The organism is Polaromonas sp. CG_9.7 (genome assembly GCF_015752205.1).
Lineage (GTDB): Bacteria > Pseudomonadota > Gammaproteobacteria > Burkholderiales > Burkholderiaceae_C > Polaromonas.
On the sequence record NZ_JADOVG010000012.1, the window covers coordinates 88,597 to 106,093 of the forward strand.

The following is a 17,497-nucleotide window of genomic DNA, read 5'->3' on the forward strand; positions in this document are numbered from 1 at the left end:
AAATAGCGAAAATAAAGAAATTGGACTGCGCGGCCTCAATCGGCCTGCGCCGGGGCATGGATGACGGCGAAGCGTTTGTTCTGCTCGTACGGAAACACGTCGTACACATGGCCGGCCCGGATGCGCGTCTGGTGGCTTTGCCAGAAGGCGGCGTCCAGCAAGTCGGCATGGCGCTTCATAAACACTTCACGCACCGTGTCGTTGCCGAGCAAAAAGGGCTCGAAGGTCTCGGGAAACACGTCCTTGGGGCCGACCGAATACCAGATTTCGCCGCTCATTTCCTCTTCTTCATTGCGCGGCGCGGGCACCTTGCGGAACTTGCAGTCGGTGATATATTCGATCTCGTCGTAGTCATAGAAAACAACTTTTCCGTGGCGGGTGATACCGAAGTTCTTCCACAGCATGTCGCCCGGAAAGATGTTGGCCGCGACCATGTCCTTGATGGCATTGCCGTATTCGACCACGGCGCGACTGATCTGCGCCTTGGCGGCGGGTTCGTCCACGCCCATGTCGAACGCTTCCTGCAGGTAAATGTTGAGCGGGATCATGCGCCGCTCGATATACACATGCTTGATGATGACTTCCATCTGGCCGTCACCGTCGCGGTCGCTGATTTCCAGCTGGCTGGGCGCAAATTTCTCGATCTCGGCGATCAACTCGTCGCTGAAGCGGTCGCGCGGGAACGCCACCAGCGTGTATTCCTGCGTGTCGGCCATGCGGCCCACCCGGTCGTGCTGCTTGACCAGCAGGTACTTGCCCTTGATCTGCTCGCGCGTCGTGTCTTTTTGCGGCGGGTAATAGTCCTTGATGACCTTGAACACATACGGAAACGATGGCAGGTCGAACACCAGCATGACCATGCCCTTGATGCCGGGGGCGATGCGAAACTTGTCGGTGCTGTGCCGCAGGTGGTGCAGAAAGTCGCGGTAAAACAGCGTCTTGCCCTGCTTGGCCAGTCCCAGCGCGTTGTAGATTTCGGCGCGCGGCATGCGCGGCATCATGCTGCGCAAAAACTGCACATAGGCCGAGGGAATGCCCATGTCGACCATGAAGTAGGCGCGCGCAAAGCTGAACAGGATCAGCAGGTCGTCTTCGCCAAACAGCGCCGCGTCAATCACCAGCCGGCCAGCGTCGGACTGGCCGGCAATGCCCCGGGTCTCGGCCACCAGCGCCTGCCCGGGTGCCGGCTGGCGGTGCAGGATTGGCAGGGCAAACGCAATCTCGCTGAAGCCGTTGATCAGCTTGCCGACAACGTAGGCGCCCTTGTTGCGAAAGAACAGGCTGGACAGCACCTGGATCTGGAAATTGGCCCGCAGCTTGACATCGCCCAGGCGGCCGGTCATGGCGTCAGCCACGTATCCAGCATCGCGCGCAAGGTCTTCAAACTCGCACGACAGGCCAAAATCGTTCACCAATGCGACCAGCGTCCCGTGCATGCTGGCGCGTGTCGGGTAGTAGGCGCGGTAGGTCGGCTGCGCGGTCGACTCGTCGTTCTCGATGTACTCCGTGCTGACGGCGGGTCGGACAAAGATGAAATCGTTCTGAAAGTAGCTGCGGTGCAGTATCTTGGTGGTGACCGAGTTGAAAAAGGTTTCGGCCAGCTCGGGCTGGTGGTGGTTGACCAGCAGCCCGATGTAGTGCAGCTTGACCTGGTGCCAGACATCCATGGGCTGCTCGCCGGCCTTGAACTCGCGCTCCAGCCGGATCGACGCTTCACGCACCCGCAGGTCGTAGAACTCGATGCGTTCGCGCTGGGCGCGTTGCTGGCCATGCCAGTCGGCAGTTTCAAAGCGGTGCTTGGCGCGGCTTGATTCGGTGCGAAACAGTTGGTAGTGCCGGTTGAAACCGTCGATCATCGCCTTGGCGATGGCGTAGGCGACGGTGGAATCAAGGCGCTGGGGAAACATGGTGGGGCGGTGTTGATGTTGCAGAGGTTGCGGATTGAGGCAGTGTCAACGCCGGGTTTCCGACACCCCGGCAATGGCAGCACGGTACAGGGACGCCATGCCGTCAAGGCTGTTCAGCGTGATGTGCAGGTCCTGCAGCAGCCCGTCCTTCAGGCCATAGACCCAGCCGTGCAGGGTCACGCGCTGCCCGCGCGCCCAGGCGTCCTGCATCACGGTGGTTTGCGCCACATTCATGACCTGCTCGATCACATTGAGCTCGCACAGCATGTCAATCTGCGCTTCCGGCGCTGCCGCCTCAAGCATCGCGGCATGGCGGTCGCGCACATCCTTGACGTGGTGCAGCCAGTTGTCCACCAGCCCCAGGCGCTGGTTGTGCAGGGCGGCCTTCACGCCGCCGCAACCATAGTGGCCGACGACCATCAGGTGCTCGACCTTGAGCTGGTCCACCGCAAACTGGATGGTGGACAGGCAATTGAGGTCGGTCGGCACCACCACGTTGGCCACGTTGCGGTGCACAAACACCTCACCCGGGTCCAGTCCGGTGATCTGGTTGGCAGGCACCCGGCTGTCGGAGCAGCCTATCCACATGTATTTGGGATTTTGCTGGCTTTTAAGGCCGGTGAAAAAACCGGGACGCTCACGTTCCATTTGCGCAGCCCATGCGCGGTTGTCGGTGAAGAGGTCTTGAAGGGAGCTGCTCATAAAGGTATTTTGTCGCCCAGCGCCATCACATGGTTTCGGCAAACAGCTCGCGGCCGATCAGCATGCGGCGGATTTCACTGGTGCCAGCGCCAATTTCATACAGCTTGGCATCGCGCCACAGGCGGCCCAGCGGGTAGTCGTTGATGTAGCCGTTGCCGCCGTAGATCTGGATGCCCTCGCCGGCCATCCAGGTGGCTTTTTCAGCGCACCACAAAATCACCGAGGCGCAGTCCTTGCGCACCTGACGCACATGGTCGGTGCCCAGCATGTCGAGGTTCTTGGCGACGGTGTAGGCGAACGAGCGGCCAGCCTGCAGCACGGTGTACATGTCGGCGACCTTGCCCTGGATCAGCTGGAATTCGCCAATGCTCTGGCCAAACTGCTTGCGGTCGTGGATGTAGGGCAGGACGCTGTCCATGACCGACTGCATGATGCCGAGCGGCCCGCCGGTCAGCACGGCGCGCTCGTAGTCGAGGCCGCTCATGAGAACCTTCGCGCCGCTGTTCAGGCCGCCCAGGATGTTTTGCGCCGGCACTTCGACGTTGCTGAACACCAGCTCGCCGGTGTGGCTGCCGCGCATGCCCAGCTTGTCAAGCTTTTGCGCCACCGAAAAACCGGCCATGCCTTTTTCAATCAGGAATGCGGTGACGCCGCGCGCGCCAAGCTCGGGCTCGGTCTTGGCATAAACCACCAGCGTGTCGGCGTCGGGGCCGTTGGTGATCCACATCTTGCTGCCGTTGAGGACGTAATAACCGCCCTTGTCCTCGGCCTTGAGCTTCATGCTGATGACATCGCTGCCGGCGCCCGGCTCGCTCATGGCCAGCGCGCCGACATGTTCGCCGCTGATGAGTTTGGGCAGGTATTTCTGGCGCTGCGCTTCGGTGCCATTGCGCTTGATCTGGTTGACGCACAGGTTGCTGTGCGCGCCGTAGCTCAGGCCGACCGAGGCGCTGGCGCGGCTGATTTCTTCCATCGCGATCATGTGCGCCAGGTAGCCCATGCCAGCGCCGCCGTATTCCTCGCCGACGGTGATGCCCAGCACGCCGAGCGAACCCATTTTTTCCCACAGGTCCATCGGGAACTGGTCGGTGCGGTCCAGTTCGGCAGCGCGCGGTGCGATTTCCGCCTGGGCAAAGTCGCGCACTGCATCGCGCAGGGCGTCGATGTCTTCGCCGAGCATGAAATTGAGTCCTGGCATGTTGTTCATGGTTGAAATCTTTCTCTAAAAATGATGGAGGGCGCGTGGGAATCAATAGGTTTTGGGCACGGGCGCAAGGGTCTGCTGCATCAGTGCGCAGGCGCTGGTCTTGCCGTCGGCGTCCAGGTGCGTCACGTCAGCCGTGGTCACGATGATGCGCTTGCCGGCCCGCATGACACGGCCCACAGCGCGCAACTCGCCGTCCTTGAAACCGGCCAGGAAATTGATCTTGTATTCAACGGTGGTCACTTCCATGTCCGGAGCCACCTGGGTCAGCGCTGCATAGCCGCCAGCAATGTCGGCCAGCGCCCCCATGGCGCCGCCATGAAAGCCGCCCTGCTGCTGGTTGACACGCTCCGAATAAGGCAGCGCCACCTCGCACAGGCCGGGCTCGACCCGCACCAGCCGCGCACCCAGGTGCTGCATCAGCCCCTGGCGCAGGAAACTGGCTTCGATTCGCTGAAACAGTGCTGACGGTGCGGCGGATGCATCCATGAAAATTCTCTGTGCTGACAGGTCAAAAAAATGCTTTCGATCCGGTTTTTGATTGACGTTTACGTAAACGTTAATTATCGCTTATTTTGACTTTTCAGCCTTTGAAAGCAGCATTCTGGTTTCTTTCTCACGAACGCGAAGTTCGTCCAGATTGGACTGCAGATCGGCCAGCTGCGCTTCAAGCTTTTGGCGGTGATCGGTCAGGATGTCCAGGAATTTCCTCAGTTGTGGCGCCGTGTCGCGCGGGCTGTCGTAAGAGTCGATGATTTCCTTGGCCTCAACCAGGGAAAGCCCCAGGCGCTTGGCACGCAACGTGAGCTTGAGCCGGGTTCGGTCGCGCGCCGAATAGACGCGACTGCGTCCGCCTGGCCCTTCCCTGCCAGGCTGAAGCAGTCCCATGTCTTCGTAAAAGCGCATGGCGCGGGTGGTCAGGTCAAACTCTTTGGCGAGATCGCTGATGGTGTAAGTAGTGGCCATGAGAGGAAATAAAAGCCCAATTAAAGCAACAACACAACAACGCAAACCGGTGCCAAGCTGCAACCGCAATCCGTGGCGTCTTACGTTTACGTAAACGTCAAATATAACGTTAATGGAAGAAGCTGGTTTTCAGGTCGCGCGCTGAAAACAGTCTTGTCACTATGCACCGCACCGCCGATGGTGAAAACCAGGCTCAGGAAACGACGGGTTGCATTTGCGGCAGCGACATGAAGAAGCTTGCGCCCATGTGGTCGGGGCTTTCAGCCCATGCCGTACCGCCATGCAATTGCGCCACACGCTTGATGATGGCCAACCCCAGCCCATTTCCGGGGAAGTCGGCGGAAGAGTGGAGGCGCTGAAACGCCGTGAACAGATTGCCACTGTAGACCGGATCGAACCCTGCGCCGTTGTCTGCCACCACCAGGGTCAATTCGTCCGCCTGCTTGCCAGGCAGCAGCCCGACCTTGATCCAGGCTTCGCTTTTTTTGTCGCTGAATTTCCAGGCATTGTCCAGCAGGCAGTGCAAGGCAGTTACCAGAAGACCCCGGTTTCCGACGACTGTCAGGCTGCTGTCCATTTCGATGGTCACATTCCGGTCCGGATTGAGCTTGCGCAGATCGGCGAACAGGGAGCGACAGACGGGTGCCAGATCAACCATCTCCAGCGTACCGGAGCGAAGCGGCAACTGGGCCAGCGTTCGCAGGTCATCCACCAGCCTGGCGAGCTGGCTGATGCTGGACTGAATGCGCTTGACGTAGTGCAGGCCCTGATCGTCCAGCACCGGAGAATACTTTTCAGCCAGCCTGGCCGCAAAACCCTGGGCTACATGCAGCGAATCCTGCAGGTCGGTAGAGACTGCCTGGGTAAAGGTGAGCAGGTCATGCCTGGCATTTTTCAGTTCGGCCTGTTGCACGAGCAGGGTCTGTTGCAGTTCGGCATTCGATTTTTTGAGGGCCGTGTCGGCAATGTGCCGGTCGCTGGTGTCCGCCAGGCTGACCAGCATCGCCTGGCTACCATTCCACTTGACCTGGCTCCAGGCGAGTTCTACCAGGACTTCCTTCCCGTCCATTCTTTTCTGCCGACACAGCCGCATCTCGGACTGGCCTTCCTTGCCGACATGCATCGAATCCAGCAATTCAGCGCCTTCTCCCTCGGGGAAAAGCGCATTCATACCAAGCGTCGTAAAGGTCTTTCGCGCGATTCCATAAAACCTGATGGCGGCCTGGTTGACCGCAAAGATTTGCAGTGAAGTCCGGTCGAATACCCACATGGCGTTCGGATTGGCTTCAAAGATCAACTGGTTGTAGCGCTTGCTGTCTTCCAGCAGACGCTGGTATTTTTGCGCCGGTCCCGCTTCGCGCAGATTGACGATGTAACCGGCAGCGCATCGCCGCAGTGTGTATTCAGCCCAGCTGTTCGTATGACTTTCATGGATAACGAAAACGTATTGGTCCGAATCCGCGAGTGCCCGTTCGGCTGCCTCTTCATGCTGGCTGGCGATCTCCTGCGACACAACATCCCACAGGCTGTAGCCGCTGATAGCAGACAGGGAGGTGTGCAGAAAAACGAGAGCGCGTGGATTGGCGTCAACAATCACGAGCTTTTGGTCAAGCAGAACGATGCCGTCCAGCGTCAGGTCCCCAACGCCCCATTCATGCCGTGCTGGTGGCACGATGGCGTTGACATCATGCGGGTTGTCTGCGGGCACGTTGTCTGGCGGGTTTGACTGAGAATTGTCCAGAAATCGGGTCATGGCATGCAAACGCGCGCAGGTGGTCAGGGTCTGGAATAAGCATCGGCAAGCAGGTCAGCGCCACTTGGCATTGGCCATGACCAGTGCCGTGACATAACCTTGCAGCCAGTCGAAATTGACCGGCTTTTGAACCAGGCGTGCCTGTGGCGGAAGACCGCCGCGAGCAGCAATGGCTTCCACCGCCATTCCGCTGATCACCACAATCTGCATGTCTGCAAGTTGCTGGTTTCGCTTAATGGTCCTGAGCATCTCGATTCCGTCGACGCCTGGCATGGACAAATCGGCAATCAGCAAGTCAGGCCGCATGCTTGCAATGTCCATCAGGGCATCCAGCGCCGATGGCATCCAGGTGCAGTCAACCGGCAGGTCCCACTCGTCAAAATGGCATCGGTACAGGTCACGCGTTGCCTCGTCGTCTTCGACCACCAGCACGCGCAAGCGGTGCTTCGGGTGAAGATCGGCACGCGAAAGTTGTGGACTGTGCTTGGCCAGATAGGCATTGAGCGATTGCAGGGCAATGCGCCGATGACCACCGAGCGTTTTCCAGGCATCGATTTCACCTTTTTCAACCAGCGACTGGACTGTGGCCACGGACAAGCCCAGCATCTTGGCTGCATAGCTGGTCCCGCAGTAATCATCGCTGGAAAAATCAGTGGCGGTAATGGCAGCTTCGAAAGTTTTTGGTTCACGCGACATCAAGGGACTTTAAAAATGGTTTAAATTTGTCACAGTTGTAATCTTAATCAGTTTAGTGAATTTTATTTTGATAGGGGCAAAATTCACATTCAAATACACAATCAGACAACAACTGATGCCGCTTGGCGTGTGTTGGACTAGGACAGAGTGAAGAAAAATGTCGTGCCACATTCCGGAGCTGACTCAACCCAAATGCGGCCCCCGTGGCGCTTGACAACGCGGCTGACAGTGGCCAAGCCGATGCCAGTCCCCAAGAACTCAGACGCACTGTGCAGCCGTTGAAATGGATGAAACAGCTTGTCGACGTAAGCCATGTCAAAGCCGGCACCGTTGTCTTTTATAAAATAGACCGGCAAACCTGCATGGTCAGGTTGCTGACCAACGCTGATTTCAGCCTGCGCCTTTTGCCCGGTGAATTTCCACGCATTCGCCAGCAGGTTTTCCATGAGAACCTGGACCAGTCGTTCATCGCCATGCGCCTGCAGTTTATTTTCCACTGTCACGCTCACCTTCCGCTCAGGTTCGCGGGTGCGCCATTCCTGCAGCAGTTTGTGCGCCATAAGGGACAGGTCTACAGATGCTCTGTGCAGGGGCGCTCGAGAGACCTGTGACAGGGACAGCAAATCCTCGATCAACTGCCCCATTTGTGCCACGCCTGCCTGAATACGTGTCAGGTAATGGCCCACTTTGTCACCGACATTCCCTGCTATATGTGGCGTCAACTCCTTGGCGAGCAGCCGACTGAATCCATCGATGGTGTTGAGCGGCGAGCGAAGGTCATGGGATACGGAATATGAAAAGGCTTCCAGTTCCTGATTCGACAGCCGCAATGCCGCTTCAATGGCTTTGACTTCCGTGATGTTTGCATCGATTCCAACCCAGAAAGCCAAATCGCCGTTTTCATCCATCACCGGGGATGCGCGGTAAGCCATCGTGTGAAAAACGCCATCGCTGGCCCGAAATCGCCGAAGTCCCGCGTACGCGGACTGGTTTTTCCTGGAAACGGCCCATGCACACTTGACATCAGCAACATCGTCCGGATGAACAGCCGTCAGCCATTGGTAACCGCTCCAGTCGTCCAGTGTTCCGCCCATCAAGTCAAACCATGCCCGGTTGAAGTACGTGGCCCGCCCGTCCGGGCTGGCAGTCCAGACCATCTGCGGGGCCTGCTCGGAAAGCGCCCGAAATAATGCTTCCTGGCGCACCAGCGCAGCTGTTCGTTCAGCTACTTTCTGTTCCAAGCCTTCATTCAGTCCACCGATTTCCTCGAGGAGTTTCGAGTTTTCCAGGCCGGCTGAAGCCAGGTGGCTCAATTCCAGTGCAACGTATTCGTCCTGCTTGGTGAAATCGCCTTCGTATTTGTCAGACAGTTGCAGGACACCGATATTTTTTCCGTTCCGGCTCATCAATGGGACAGCCAGCCATCCCCGCACGGGAGGAGGCAGGCCCCCGTAGCTGCCAAAATTTCGCCATCCGGGGTGCGATTCAAGTTCGGCCTGGGTCATCCGTACAACACGGTTGTTCTCGCAGACGTCGGCATGGATGGCGCTGCCGTCGGTCGGCTTTGCCAGGCGGCGATAAGATTCATACTTTTGCGAGAGCGAGAGCGCATGCATTGTTTGTGGATACATGCTGTTGGCGCTCAGGCACACGGCTGCCTGGTGCGCACCGATAACGCCTCGTGCCTGCTCGGCGATCTCCTGCATGGTCCCTTCGAGCGTCTGATGCCAGATGATGGCCTGGGCGGCATCTGCCGCGCGCTGAAGGGTGAACAAATATTCCTGCGCATCCTTTTCGGTTTTTTCCTGGGCGGTCTTGTCCAATGCAATGACAAAGCACGCATTTCGGCCGGCATACTGCACAGGCTGGGAAACCGTCTCGACCGCGAACAGTGAACCATCCTTGCGCATATCGTGCCACTCGGCATTTTTTCGCAGCGGATTGCCCAGCGACCGGCGCAGTTCCTCATGTTCAGCGGCGGGTCGCATGTCAAAAATGCTCATCGCCAGGAATTCTGTTTCCGAATACCCATAAGCCTGGCAGGCAGCTTCGTTCACGGCGAGATAGCGTTTGGTCGCAATGTCGTAGACCCACATGGAAACCGGCGCTGTATTGAACAGTGCGGCATAACGCTGTTCGCTGTTGACGAGCGCTTGCTCAGCCCGTTTGCGTTCGGTGATGTCGCGTTCTACAGCCACCCAGTGAGTAAGCCCACCTTTCTCGTTTGCGAGGGGAACAATGTCCATTTCGACCCAGAATTCGCTTGCATTTTTGGTGTAGCTGACCAGTTCGGACCGGACCGGTTGCCCTTTTTCAAGCTTTTTCTGTATGGGGTCAAGTTCGCTGTGCTGGGTGTTGTTGCCCAGCAGAAATTGCGGCGACTTTCCCACTGCTTCTTCACGGCTGTACCCGGTCATGCGCTCGAAGGCATGATTGACAAAAACGATGTGCGGCTCCGGCGTCTCGACCGATCCGGCTTCGGTGATCATCACCACGTCGTTCAGGTGGGAAAGACAGGTTTCCAGCAAGCGCGCATGCGCGTGCGCCTGATGCTGCGCGGTGATGTCCTGAATTGCCCCCATCAACCGTACAACCTTGCCGTTCTCGAGCTGGGCATAGCCCTGGATGCGCACCCAGATCAACCGTCCCGTGGCAGTGACCAGAGGAAGCTCGATATCGCATGTTGTTGCGTTTTCGATGGCTGATCGGACTGCCGCCCTGAACACGCGCCGACCATCGATTTCAAAAAATTTGACGGCATCTTCGAAGCAGACATCCTGCGAAGGATCGACACCATGGATACGGTAGGTTTCTATCGACCAGCTCAGTGTCATGCTGCTGACAAGCAGCTCCCAGCCCCCCACCTTGGCCAGCTCTCCCATGCGGTTCAGCAGTTCGGTGCTGCGGGTAATGGCCAGTTCGGCATTTTTTCGCGCGGTAATGTCCTGAATGACTCCGGTGCGCTGCATGGACTGCATGGCTTCGCTGCTGGCACTGGCCAGGCCAAACTGATGAATCCAGTGAACAGCTCCGCCGCACACCACCACGCGAAATTCAATGTCCAGGTTGGTCCCGGTTCGAATGGCTATATCGCATGCGGCCTTGAAGGCCTCCCGATCGCTGCGGTGGACCCGCTTGAGCAGGCTGCCAAGATCTCCTTTAAACACAGAAGCGTCAATACCAAGAAATTCAAAAATCTCGTCGGACAGGCGAAGCTGCCCGGTGACCAGGTCAAACTGCCAGTAACCGATGCGCGCAGCGCGTTGCGCATGCTGCAATTTTTCCTGTATCGACTTGCTGCGCACCAACTCATCTTCAAGCGCCAGCTGACTCGCCTGCAAGGATTCGGCCATGCGATTGAAACCCGTCGAGATTTGCGTCAATTCATTCGGATCATCTTCAGACTGCAGCGCAATGCGCACCTCAAGCCGTCCCGCCTGGAGCTGGCGCGTGGCAGCCAGAATTTCAGCGACGGGCTTTACAATGGCGCGACCGCCCAGCATCCAGGCAATCCAGCTTCCAAAAATGGCGACCAGCGTCAGTGCAAGACAAACCAGCACCAGCCGCTGACGGGCAGGCGCAAGCACTTCGCCTTTGTCCACACTGACCGCCACAAAAAACGGCACTTCAGCAGTCCTGCCGCTGGGCTGAAAGGCATAAATCCGTTGCGTACCTGTGAAGTCCTTGCCCTCGTATCTCCCTGCCACACCTGCTTTGACCGCTGCCAGAAGCGCAGGATCACGCAGTGCTTGCCCGATCGCCATGGGATTTTCAAGATTGGCGGTCAACACAATGCCTTGGCGGTCTGTCACGACAAAGTGTGTGCCCTTTGGCAAGGGTGCATCGGAAAGGGATTTTGAAAGTTCTCCCAAGCTGACAGCAGCGAAGGCGACAGCGCTGATGCTCCGCTGTTTATTAAAAACAGGCTGGGCAAAGACAACCACGGGCATTCCGCTGACGCGTCCCTTTGAAAAACCACTCGCCACAAAGCCCTGACGTGCAATGGCTTCCTGGAAATAAGGGCGGTCCCCGGCGAATTCGCCTGGGCGCCCCTCAATGGCAATACAACGCAAATAGCCGTCAATGCCCACAATGCCGAGATTCACATACCCTAGCGCCTGAGGGTTCAGAACCTGCAGATACTGCTGGCAATCTGCATCCCTGCCAAGCTGCACGACCGGCATATTGGCAATGGCGGTCAGGATTTGATGCGCAGATGCGGCAACGCGCTCCTGGGTGGCGGCAACCAGGGATGCAGAGAATTCCAGATTGTTCCGGGCCTGGCTGACGGCTTTGTCGGATGTCAGCACCGCGCCGACGACGGCCAGCCCGAATAAGGGAACAATGGCCGCCAACACCAGCATGACCAGGCGAATGCGCAGCGTGATGTCAAACTTTTTCACATCATGCCTTCAATCGGCGAACAGTCAGCGAACCATCGACAGGCAAATGACAGAACCCAACGAACGGCTAGCCAGCCGTGGCGTCAGACAGCCGCAAGGGACTCATTGACGCCCAGCCAGTAGGCCTGCAGACGGTTCAACTTTTCCGTGAAGTCGACAAAATCGACAGGCTTGCGCACAAAGCTGTTGGCCCCGCTCTGGTAGCAGCCGACCATGTCCGAATGTTCACTCGACGACGTCAGCATGATTACCGGCACCATTGTGGTCAGCGGATTGCTGCGAACACTGCGCAGCACGTCCAGTCCTGACAGCTTGGGCAGTTTCATGTCCAGCAAGATGAAAGACGGTTGCCTGCGGACATTGCGCCCGGCATGCTTGCCTTGGCCAAAAAGGTAGTCCAGCGCTGCAGCGCCGTCACAAGCCACGGCAATTTCTGCGTCAACACCCAGTTCTTCAAGCGTCAATACCGTCAGTTCCAGATGGTCCGGGTTGTCTTCAACCACCAGTATCAGCTTATCGGACATGCTTGATTCCATAGTTAGTCGTGAATTTTAGCCAATTTTGATTGGCTTCCAATTTTAATAATGTCTCAAAAGTTTCTTTTTTTTACAACAGCTTGTTGACTGCTTTTTATTCTTGTCTTTGCCTGATTACTTCGTTTTTAAGTTGCCGACGCAACGCGGCATAGCCAGGCATGACGCTTTGCACAGTGGCCCAGAAACGCGGGCTGTGGTCCATGAAACGCAGGTGGCTGAGTTCATGCACCACCACATAGTCGATCAAGGCCGGGTTCAAGTGCATCAGCTGCCAATTCAGCCGGATTGCGCCGCTGCTGCTGGCACTGCCCCAGCGCGTAACGGCGCTGGACAGGCTGAGCTTGCGCCACTGCACGCCGAGTTGCGGCGCAAAAAAGTCCAGTCTGGCTTTAAAAAACAGCCTCGCCTGCTGCATCACCCAGGCCTGGACGCTGGCCTGGACATGGAACGACAAGGCATCCGCCGGCAGCTTGAGGCGCAGGACGCGCACTGCCCCTTCGCCGACGGCCTTGCCGTCCAGGGCGCTGTGCGGCTGGGTCGCATCCAGCGCCAGCCGCACCGGCTCGCCCAGGAAAGGGACCACGGCGCCATCCTGCCAGTCGATACGCTGAGATGCCTGCTGACAGTGCCGTTCGCGCGCTTGATGCAGTTTTTTAACGATCCACCCCGACTTGCCCAGCACGGCCTGTTCAATTTCCGCGAGGGGCACCCATTTCGGCACGCTGACGCTCAGACCTTCGCGGCCCACGGAAAAACCGATGGTCTGGCGCTTTCGGCGCCTGACTTCATACGCCACCAGCTGACCGGCCAGCATGATTTCGCGCGTGGCGCGCGGGTGTCGGAAAGCCGCTGTTACCAGAGAATCCGGATTAGCTATTATTTTCATAGCATTAAACTCATTATCCACGTGCGGAAATGGCTTATTTGACACTGAATCAACCCGTTTTTTGACCCCAAAAGTCAGTTCGGGCCCGGGCGCGAACAAGTCGAGCGCCAACTGCACAAGCCTGCGCGCCTTGCCAACGGGTTGACGTGACGGGGCAGCCACCCTGGCCTCCTTCAGGAACGGGGCCTGGCCGGCATGGCGTCGCGGTCGGCGTAGGCCTCAGGGTCGAGCCGGCGCATTTCGGCCTCGATCCAGGCTTCGACTTCGCGCATCAGCTCGTCGGGCTTGCGACCGGCGCTGGGAATCGGCTTGCCGATGGAAATGTCAACGATGCCCGGCCGCTTGATGAAGGCTTTTCGCGGCCAGCATTTGGCCGAGGTCACGGCAATCGGGATCACCGGCGCGCCGGTCTCGATTGCCAGGCGGGTGCCGCCCGACTTGTACACGCCTTTTTGCCCCCGGTTGATGCGCGTGCCCTCGGGAAACATGATCACCCAGGTGCCCTTTGCCATCAGGCGCTTGCCCTGCGCCACGACCTTGCTGAAAGCCTGTGTGCGCTGGCTGCGGTCGATGTGGATCATGTCCATGCGCGCCATGGCCCAGCCGAAAAACGGGATGTAGAGCAGTTCCTTCTTGAACACATAAGCCAGCGGGTGAGGCATGATCGCCGGCATGGTCAGCGTTTCCCAGGTCGACTGGTGCTTGCACAGCAGCACGGCCGCGCTTTTGTCCCCGGTCGGCAGGTTTTCCATGCCGGTGATGCGGTTTTGGATGCCCAGGATGACCGTGCCGCTGTCGACTGCCAGCTTGAGCCAGCGGGCGCACATCCAGTACATCGTCGTGCTGTTGACAAACAGCGAGGCAATGACGACAAACAGCGCCCAGGGAATGACGGTCAGGATCAGCCACAGCATGTGCAGGATGGAGCGAATCAGGGGCATGGCGAAACTTCCGGCGGTTGGGTTGGTAGCTTGTCGAGCTTGATGCGACACATGTGTGCCTCAAGCCTGAAATTCAGTGGGTTTTAGTGCGCTTGCGCATACTGGCCTTGCACAAGCCGCTATTATTTTCATGTGGTCGTTGGTCGCGTCTGCTCACTGCGCATCAGAATGAAATCGGCAAACGCAGACAGGTCCTGGTGCACCAGCGTGCCCGGCGGTAAACCTTCGGGCGGCGCACTGCCCCGGAATTTTTTCGACTTGCCGGTGAGCACCAGGTGCGGCTCGCAACCGGCAGCTGCGCCAGCTATCACGTCGCGCACCGAATCGCCAACCGTCGGAACGCCCGCGAGTTGCACGCCAAAACGCATGCCGATCTGCTCGAACAGGCCTGAGCGCGGCTTGCGGCAGTTGCAGTTTTCCTCGGCGGTGTGCGGGCAGAAAAACACCGCATCGATGCGCCCGCCCTGGACGGCGAGCAGTTTTTGCATCTTGGCATGCATGGCGTTGAGCGACTCCACGTCGAACAGGCCGCGCCCCAGCCCCGACTGGTTGGAGGCAATTACCACGTGCCAGCCGGCATGGTTGAGCCGGGCAATCGCTTCCAGCGCGCCGGGCAGCGGCAGCCACTCGTCCGGCGTTTTGACAAAGTCGTCGCTGTCGCTGTTGATGGTGCCGTCGCGGTCAAGGATGACAAGTTTCATGGGGTTTTCATCAAGGGGAAACGGACGGCGCAGCTTGCCAGCCGGTGACAAACAGACCGTTGAAGCGGCCGGGGGCGAGTTGCAGCGCCAGCGTGTCGCCTGGCTTGAGCGAAGCAGCACCGGCATCGTCCAGCAGCAGGCGGTTCGGAATGTCCAGGCCGTCAATCTGCAGCACCATTTCGGTGCCGCCCAGGCTGCGCAGGCTGGCCGGCTTGAGATAGGCGCTCACCACCCGGGCCCGTGTCGATGCCTGCGGTGCGGCCGCTGCGGCTGTCATGCCCTGCAGCAACAAGCCCTGCCGGTTCAAATGGCGCTGCAGCAGCGCGCCGGTGCCGAGAAGCCAGAGCAGCAGCCAGGCTGCGCCAATCACCGGCATGACACGCCGCCAGCCCAGCCGGTAGATCACCAGCCCCGCCCCGACCAGCAAGGCCAGTGCCAGCGCCACGGGCCAGAGCAGGTCCAGCGCTCCGGCCGTGGTCGACACCGGCGCCAGTGGCAGCGCCGGCACGGTGTTCTGGCGGTCGTCCACCAGTTGCAGCAGCCAGCGCACCGCAACCATGAACGCGGGCGGACAAAAGATCAGCCAGGCGGTGCGCTGCGAAGTCCAGCCTTGTACAGCGGGAGCCGGTGCGTTGCGGTTCAGGGGCTCGGTCGAAGGCATGGACGCTTCAGGCTACCAGGCGCGACAGGTCGGCCACCCGGTTCATGGCGTCGTGCAGGCTTTTCAGCAGGCCCTGGCGGTTCAGCCGCAGGTCCAGTTCTTCGGCATTGACCATCACGCCGTCGAAGAACGCATCGACGGGCGCGCGCAATGCCGCCAGCGTTTGCAGCGACGCGGCGTAGTCGCCGGCATCGAACTGCGCGTTGGCAGCAGGAACGATGTCCTTCATGGCCGCGTACAGGGCGATTTCAGCAGGCTCTTTCAGCAGCAGTTCACTGACATGGGCGTCCACTTCCAGGGCTTTTTTCAGGATGTTGCCGATGCGCTTGTTGGCGGCGGCCAGCGCGGGGGCTTCTGGTAATGCCGAAAAAACGCGCACGGCGGACAGGCGCCGGGCCACGTCGCCCAGGCGCTGCGGTTTTTGGGAGACGACTGCATCGACTTCCTGGGCGCTGTAGCCCTGCTCGCGCAGGGAGCCGGCGAGGCGGTCGTAGATGAAATCGGTCAATGCCGGCGTTGCGTCGGTGATTTTTTCACCAAACACCGGAGCCGCACCGGCCACCAGTGCCTTCAAATCCAGCGGCAGGTCTTTCTCCACCAGCATCCGGATCACGCCCAGCGCATGGCGGCGCAGCGCAAACGGGTCCTTGTCGCCGGTTGGCAGGTTGCCGATGCCGAACATGCCCACCAGCGTTTCGAGCTTGTCGGCCAGCGCCACGACCACACCGGTCAGGTTGCGCGGCAGTTCATCGCCGGCAAAACGCGGCTTGTAATGGTCTTCGATCGCGTCGGCCACGTCCAGACTCAGGCCATCGTTGAGCGCGTAATAGCGGCCCATGGTGCCCTGCAGTTCCGGGAATTCGCCCACCATGTCGGTGACCAGGTCGCTCTTGGCCAGCTGCGCGGCCTGATCGGCTTGCGCAGCCAGCGCATCACCGCCAAGTTGATGGCCGATGGCCCGGGCAATGGCCCGCACGCGCTCGGCGCGCTCGCCTTGTGAGCCCAACTTGTTGTGATACACCACCTTGTCCAGCCCGGCCACGCGCGACGCCAGCGTCTTTTTCCGGTCCTGGTCAAAGAAAAACTTGGCATCGGCCAGGCGCGGACGCACCACGCGCTCGTTGCCGCCAATCACCGCACTGGCGTCTTCCGGGCTGATGTTGCTGACGACCAGAAAACGGTTTGTCAGCTTGCCGCCAGCGTCCAGCAGGGGAAAGTACTTCTGGTTGGCCTTCATCGTCAGGATCAGGCATTCCTGCGGCACGCCCAAAAACTCTTGTTCAAATTCGCAGACCAGCACATTGGGCCGCTCGACCAGCGCTGTCACCTCGTCGAGCAGCGCATCGTCCTCGATCGGCTGGACGCCGCCACCCAGTTCTGCAGCCACGTCGGCCAACTGGCGGGCGATCTCGGCCTTGCGCTGGGCAAAGCTGGCAATCACCGCGCCGTCGATTTCCATCGTCACCGCATAGCTGTCGGCGTCACTCAGCACCACCGGGTCAACGGCGGCTTCAAAGCGGTGGCCGTGGGTGAAGTTGCCCGCCTTGAGCCCCAGCACCCTGACCGGCACCACGGTGCTGCCGTGCAGCGCAACCAGCCCGTGCGCCGGGCGCACGAAGTTCACGCTACTCCAGCCGGGCAGTTCGCAGTCGGTTTCCAGCTGATAGCTCATGACCTTGGGAATCGGCAGCTTGGCCATCGCTTCTTCCAGCGCTTTTTGCAGGCCGGTGTCGAGCGTGGCGCCGGTCACCAGGCTGTCGTAGAACAATGCTTCGGCCTTGCCGTCGGGCGCGCGTTTAAGTGCAGCCACGGCGGCGACCGGGTCGGACACATCAGCCCCCAGCGCCTGCAGTTTTTTCAGCAGCGCAGGCATTGCTTCGCCTGCAGCGTTCAGCCCGACGGACACCGGCATGAGCTTTTGCTGGACTGCCTTGTCGTCGGCCTTGCGCCAGACCTGGGTGATGTGCGCGGCCAGCCGGCGTGGGGAGGCGTAAGCCGTGACGACCGATTCGGCAGTGGCCAGGCCCAATGCCCGGAGTTGCTCGGCCAGCACGCCGGCAAATGCGTCACCCAGCTTTTTCAACGCCTTGGGCGGCAACTCTTCGACAAACAATTCGACCAGAAGGTTTTGGGAGGTCATG

At 59.4% G+C, this 17,497-nt stretch carries 14 protein-coding genes; all 14 read right to left on the bottom strand.

All coding sequences use genetic code 11. The features are described 5' to 3' along the window. Positions 1 to 35: 35 nt before the first annotated feature. The 14 genes from aceK to glyS all read right to left on the bottom strand — a co-directional run bounded on the left by aceK (position 36) and on the right by glyS (position 17,496). On the bottom strand, positions 36 to 1,907 hold the full coding sequence (gene aceK / locus IWX87_RS13350; RefSeq protein WP_196864014.1) for a bifunctional isocitrate dehydrogenase kinase/phosphatase: 1,872 nt from the start codon (positions 1,905 to 1,907) through the stop codon (positions 36 to 38). Between the two features lie 45 nt (positions 1,908 to 1,952). After that, complete coding sequence (can, locus tag IWX87_RS13355) at positions 1,953 to 2,609, bottom strand: carbonate dehydratase (protein WP_196864015.1); 657 nt, start codon at positions 2,607 to 2,609, stop codon at positions 1,953 to 1,955. A gap of 25 nt (positions 2,610 to 2,634) precedes the next feature. Continuing rightward, the gene (locus tag IWX87_RS13360; RefSeq protein ID WP_196864016.1) at positions 2,635 to 3,816 is read right to left on the bottom strand and encodes an isovaleryl-CoA dehydrogenase; all 1,182 of its coding nucleotides are present in this window, start codon (positions 3,814 to 3,816) and stop codon (positions 2,635 to 2,637) included. 42 nt (positions 3,817 to 3,858) lie between these two features. Beyond that, the gene (locus IWX87_RS13365; protein WP_196864017.1) at positions 3,859 to 4,302 is read right to left on the bottom strand and encodes a PaaI family thioesterase; all 444 of its coding nucleotides are present in this window, start codon (positions 4,300 to 4,302) and stop codon (positions 3,859 to 3,861) included. Positions 4,303 to 4,383: 81 nt separating this feature from the next. Then, positions 4,384 to 4,779: a MerR family DNA-binding transcriptional regulator gene (locus tag IWX87_RS13370; RefSeq protein ID WP_196864018.1), complete on the bottom strand. Its 396-nt coding sequence runs from the start codon at positions 4,777 to 4,779 to the stop codon at positions 4,384 to 4,386. A 193-nt stretch (positions 4,780 to 4,972) separates the two neighbouring features. Continuing rightward, positions 4,973 to 6,532 carry an ATP-binding protein gene (locus IWX87_RS13375; protein ID WP_196864019.1) on the bottom strand — a complete coding sequence of 520 codons (1,560 nt, stop codon included), beginning with the start codon at positions 6,530 to 6,532 and terminating at the stop codon, positions 4,973 to 4,975. Between the two features lie 54 nt (positions 6,533 to 6,586). Beyond that, a complete protein-coding gene (locus IWX87_RS13380; protein WP_196864020.1) occupies positions 6,587 to 7,228 on the bottom strand; it encodes a response regulator in 642 nt (213 codons plus the stop codon). 137 nt (positions 7,229 to 7,365) lie between these two features. After that, positions 7,366 to 11,592, bottom strand: coding sequence for a PAS domain S-box protein (locus IWX87_RS13385; protein ID WP_231374790.1), 4,227 nt, complete (start codon positions 11,590 to 11,592; stop codon positions 7,366 to 7,368). Positions 11,593 to 11,714: 122 nt separating this feature from the next. Continuing rightward, the gene (locus tag IWX87_RS13390) at positions 11,715 to 12,155 is read right to left on the bottom strand and encodes a response regulator (protein WP_196864022.1); all 441 of its coding nucleotides are present in this window, start codon (positions 12,153 to 12,155) and stop codon (positions 11,715 to 11,717) included. A 106-nt stretch (positions 12,156 to 12,261) separates the two neighbouring features. Next, positions 12,262 to 13,053: a M48 family metallopeptidase gene (locus IWX87_RS13395; RefSeq protein WP_231374784.1), complete on the bottom strand. Its 792-nt coding sequence runs from the start codon at positions 13,051 to 13,053 to the stop codon at positions 12,262 to 12,264. A gap of 173 nt (positions 13,054 to 13,226) precedes the next feature. After that, a complete protein-coding gene (locus IWX87_RS13400; RefSeq protein WP_196864024.1) occupies positions 13,227 to 13,994 on the bottom strand; it encodes a 1-acyl-sn-glycerol-3-phosphate acyltransferase in 768 nt (255 codons plus the stop codon). A 128-nt stretch (positions 13,995 to 14,122) separates the two neighbouring features. Continuing rightward, positions 14,123 to 14,695, bottom strand: coding sequence for a D-glycero-beta-D-manno-heptose 1,7-bisphosphate 7-phosphatase (gene gmhB, locus IWX87_RS13405; protein WP_196864025.1), 573 nt, complete (start codon positions 14,693 to 14,695; stop codon positions 14,123 to 14,125). 10 nt (positions 14,696 to 14,705) lie between these two features. After that, entirely contained in the window at positions 14,706 to 15,356 is a 651-nt protein-coding gene (locus tag IWX87_RS13410; protein ID WP_196864026.1) for a hypothetical protein, read from the bottom strand. Between the two features lie 7 nt (positions 15,357 to 15,363). Then, complete coding sequence (gene glyS / locus IWX87_RS13415) at positions 15,364 to 17,496, bottom strand: glycine--tRNA ligase subunit beta (protein ID WP_196864027.1); 2,133 nt, start codon at positions 17,494 to 17,496, stop codon at positions 15,364 to 15,366. Between the last annotated feature and the right edge of the window lies 1 nt (position 17,497).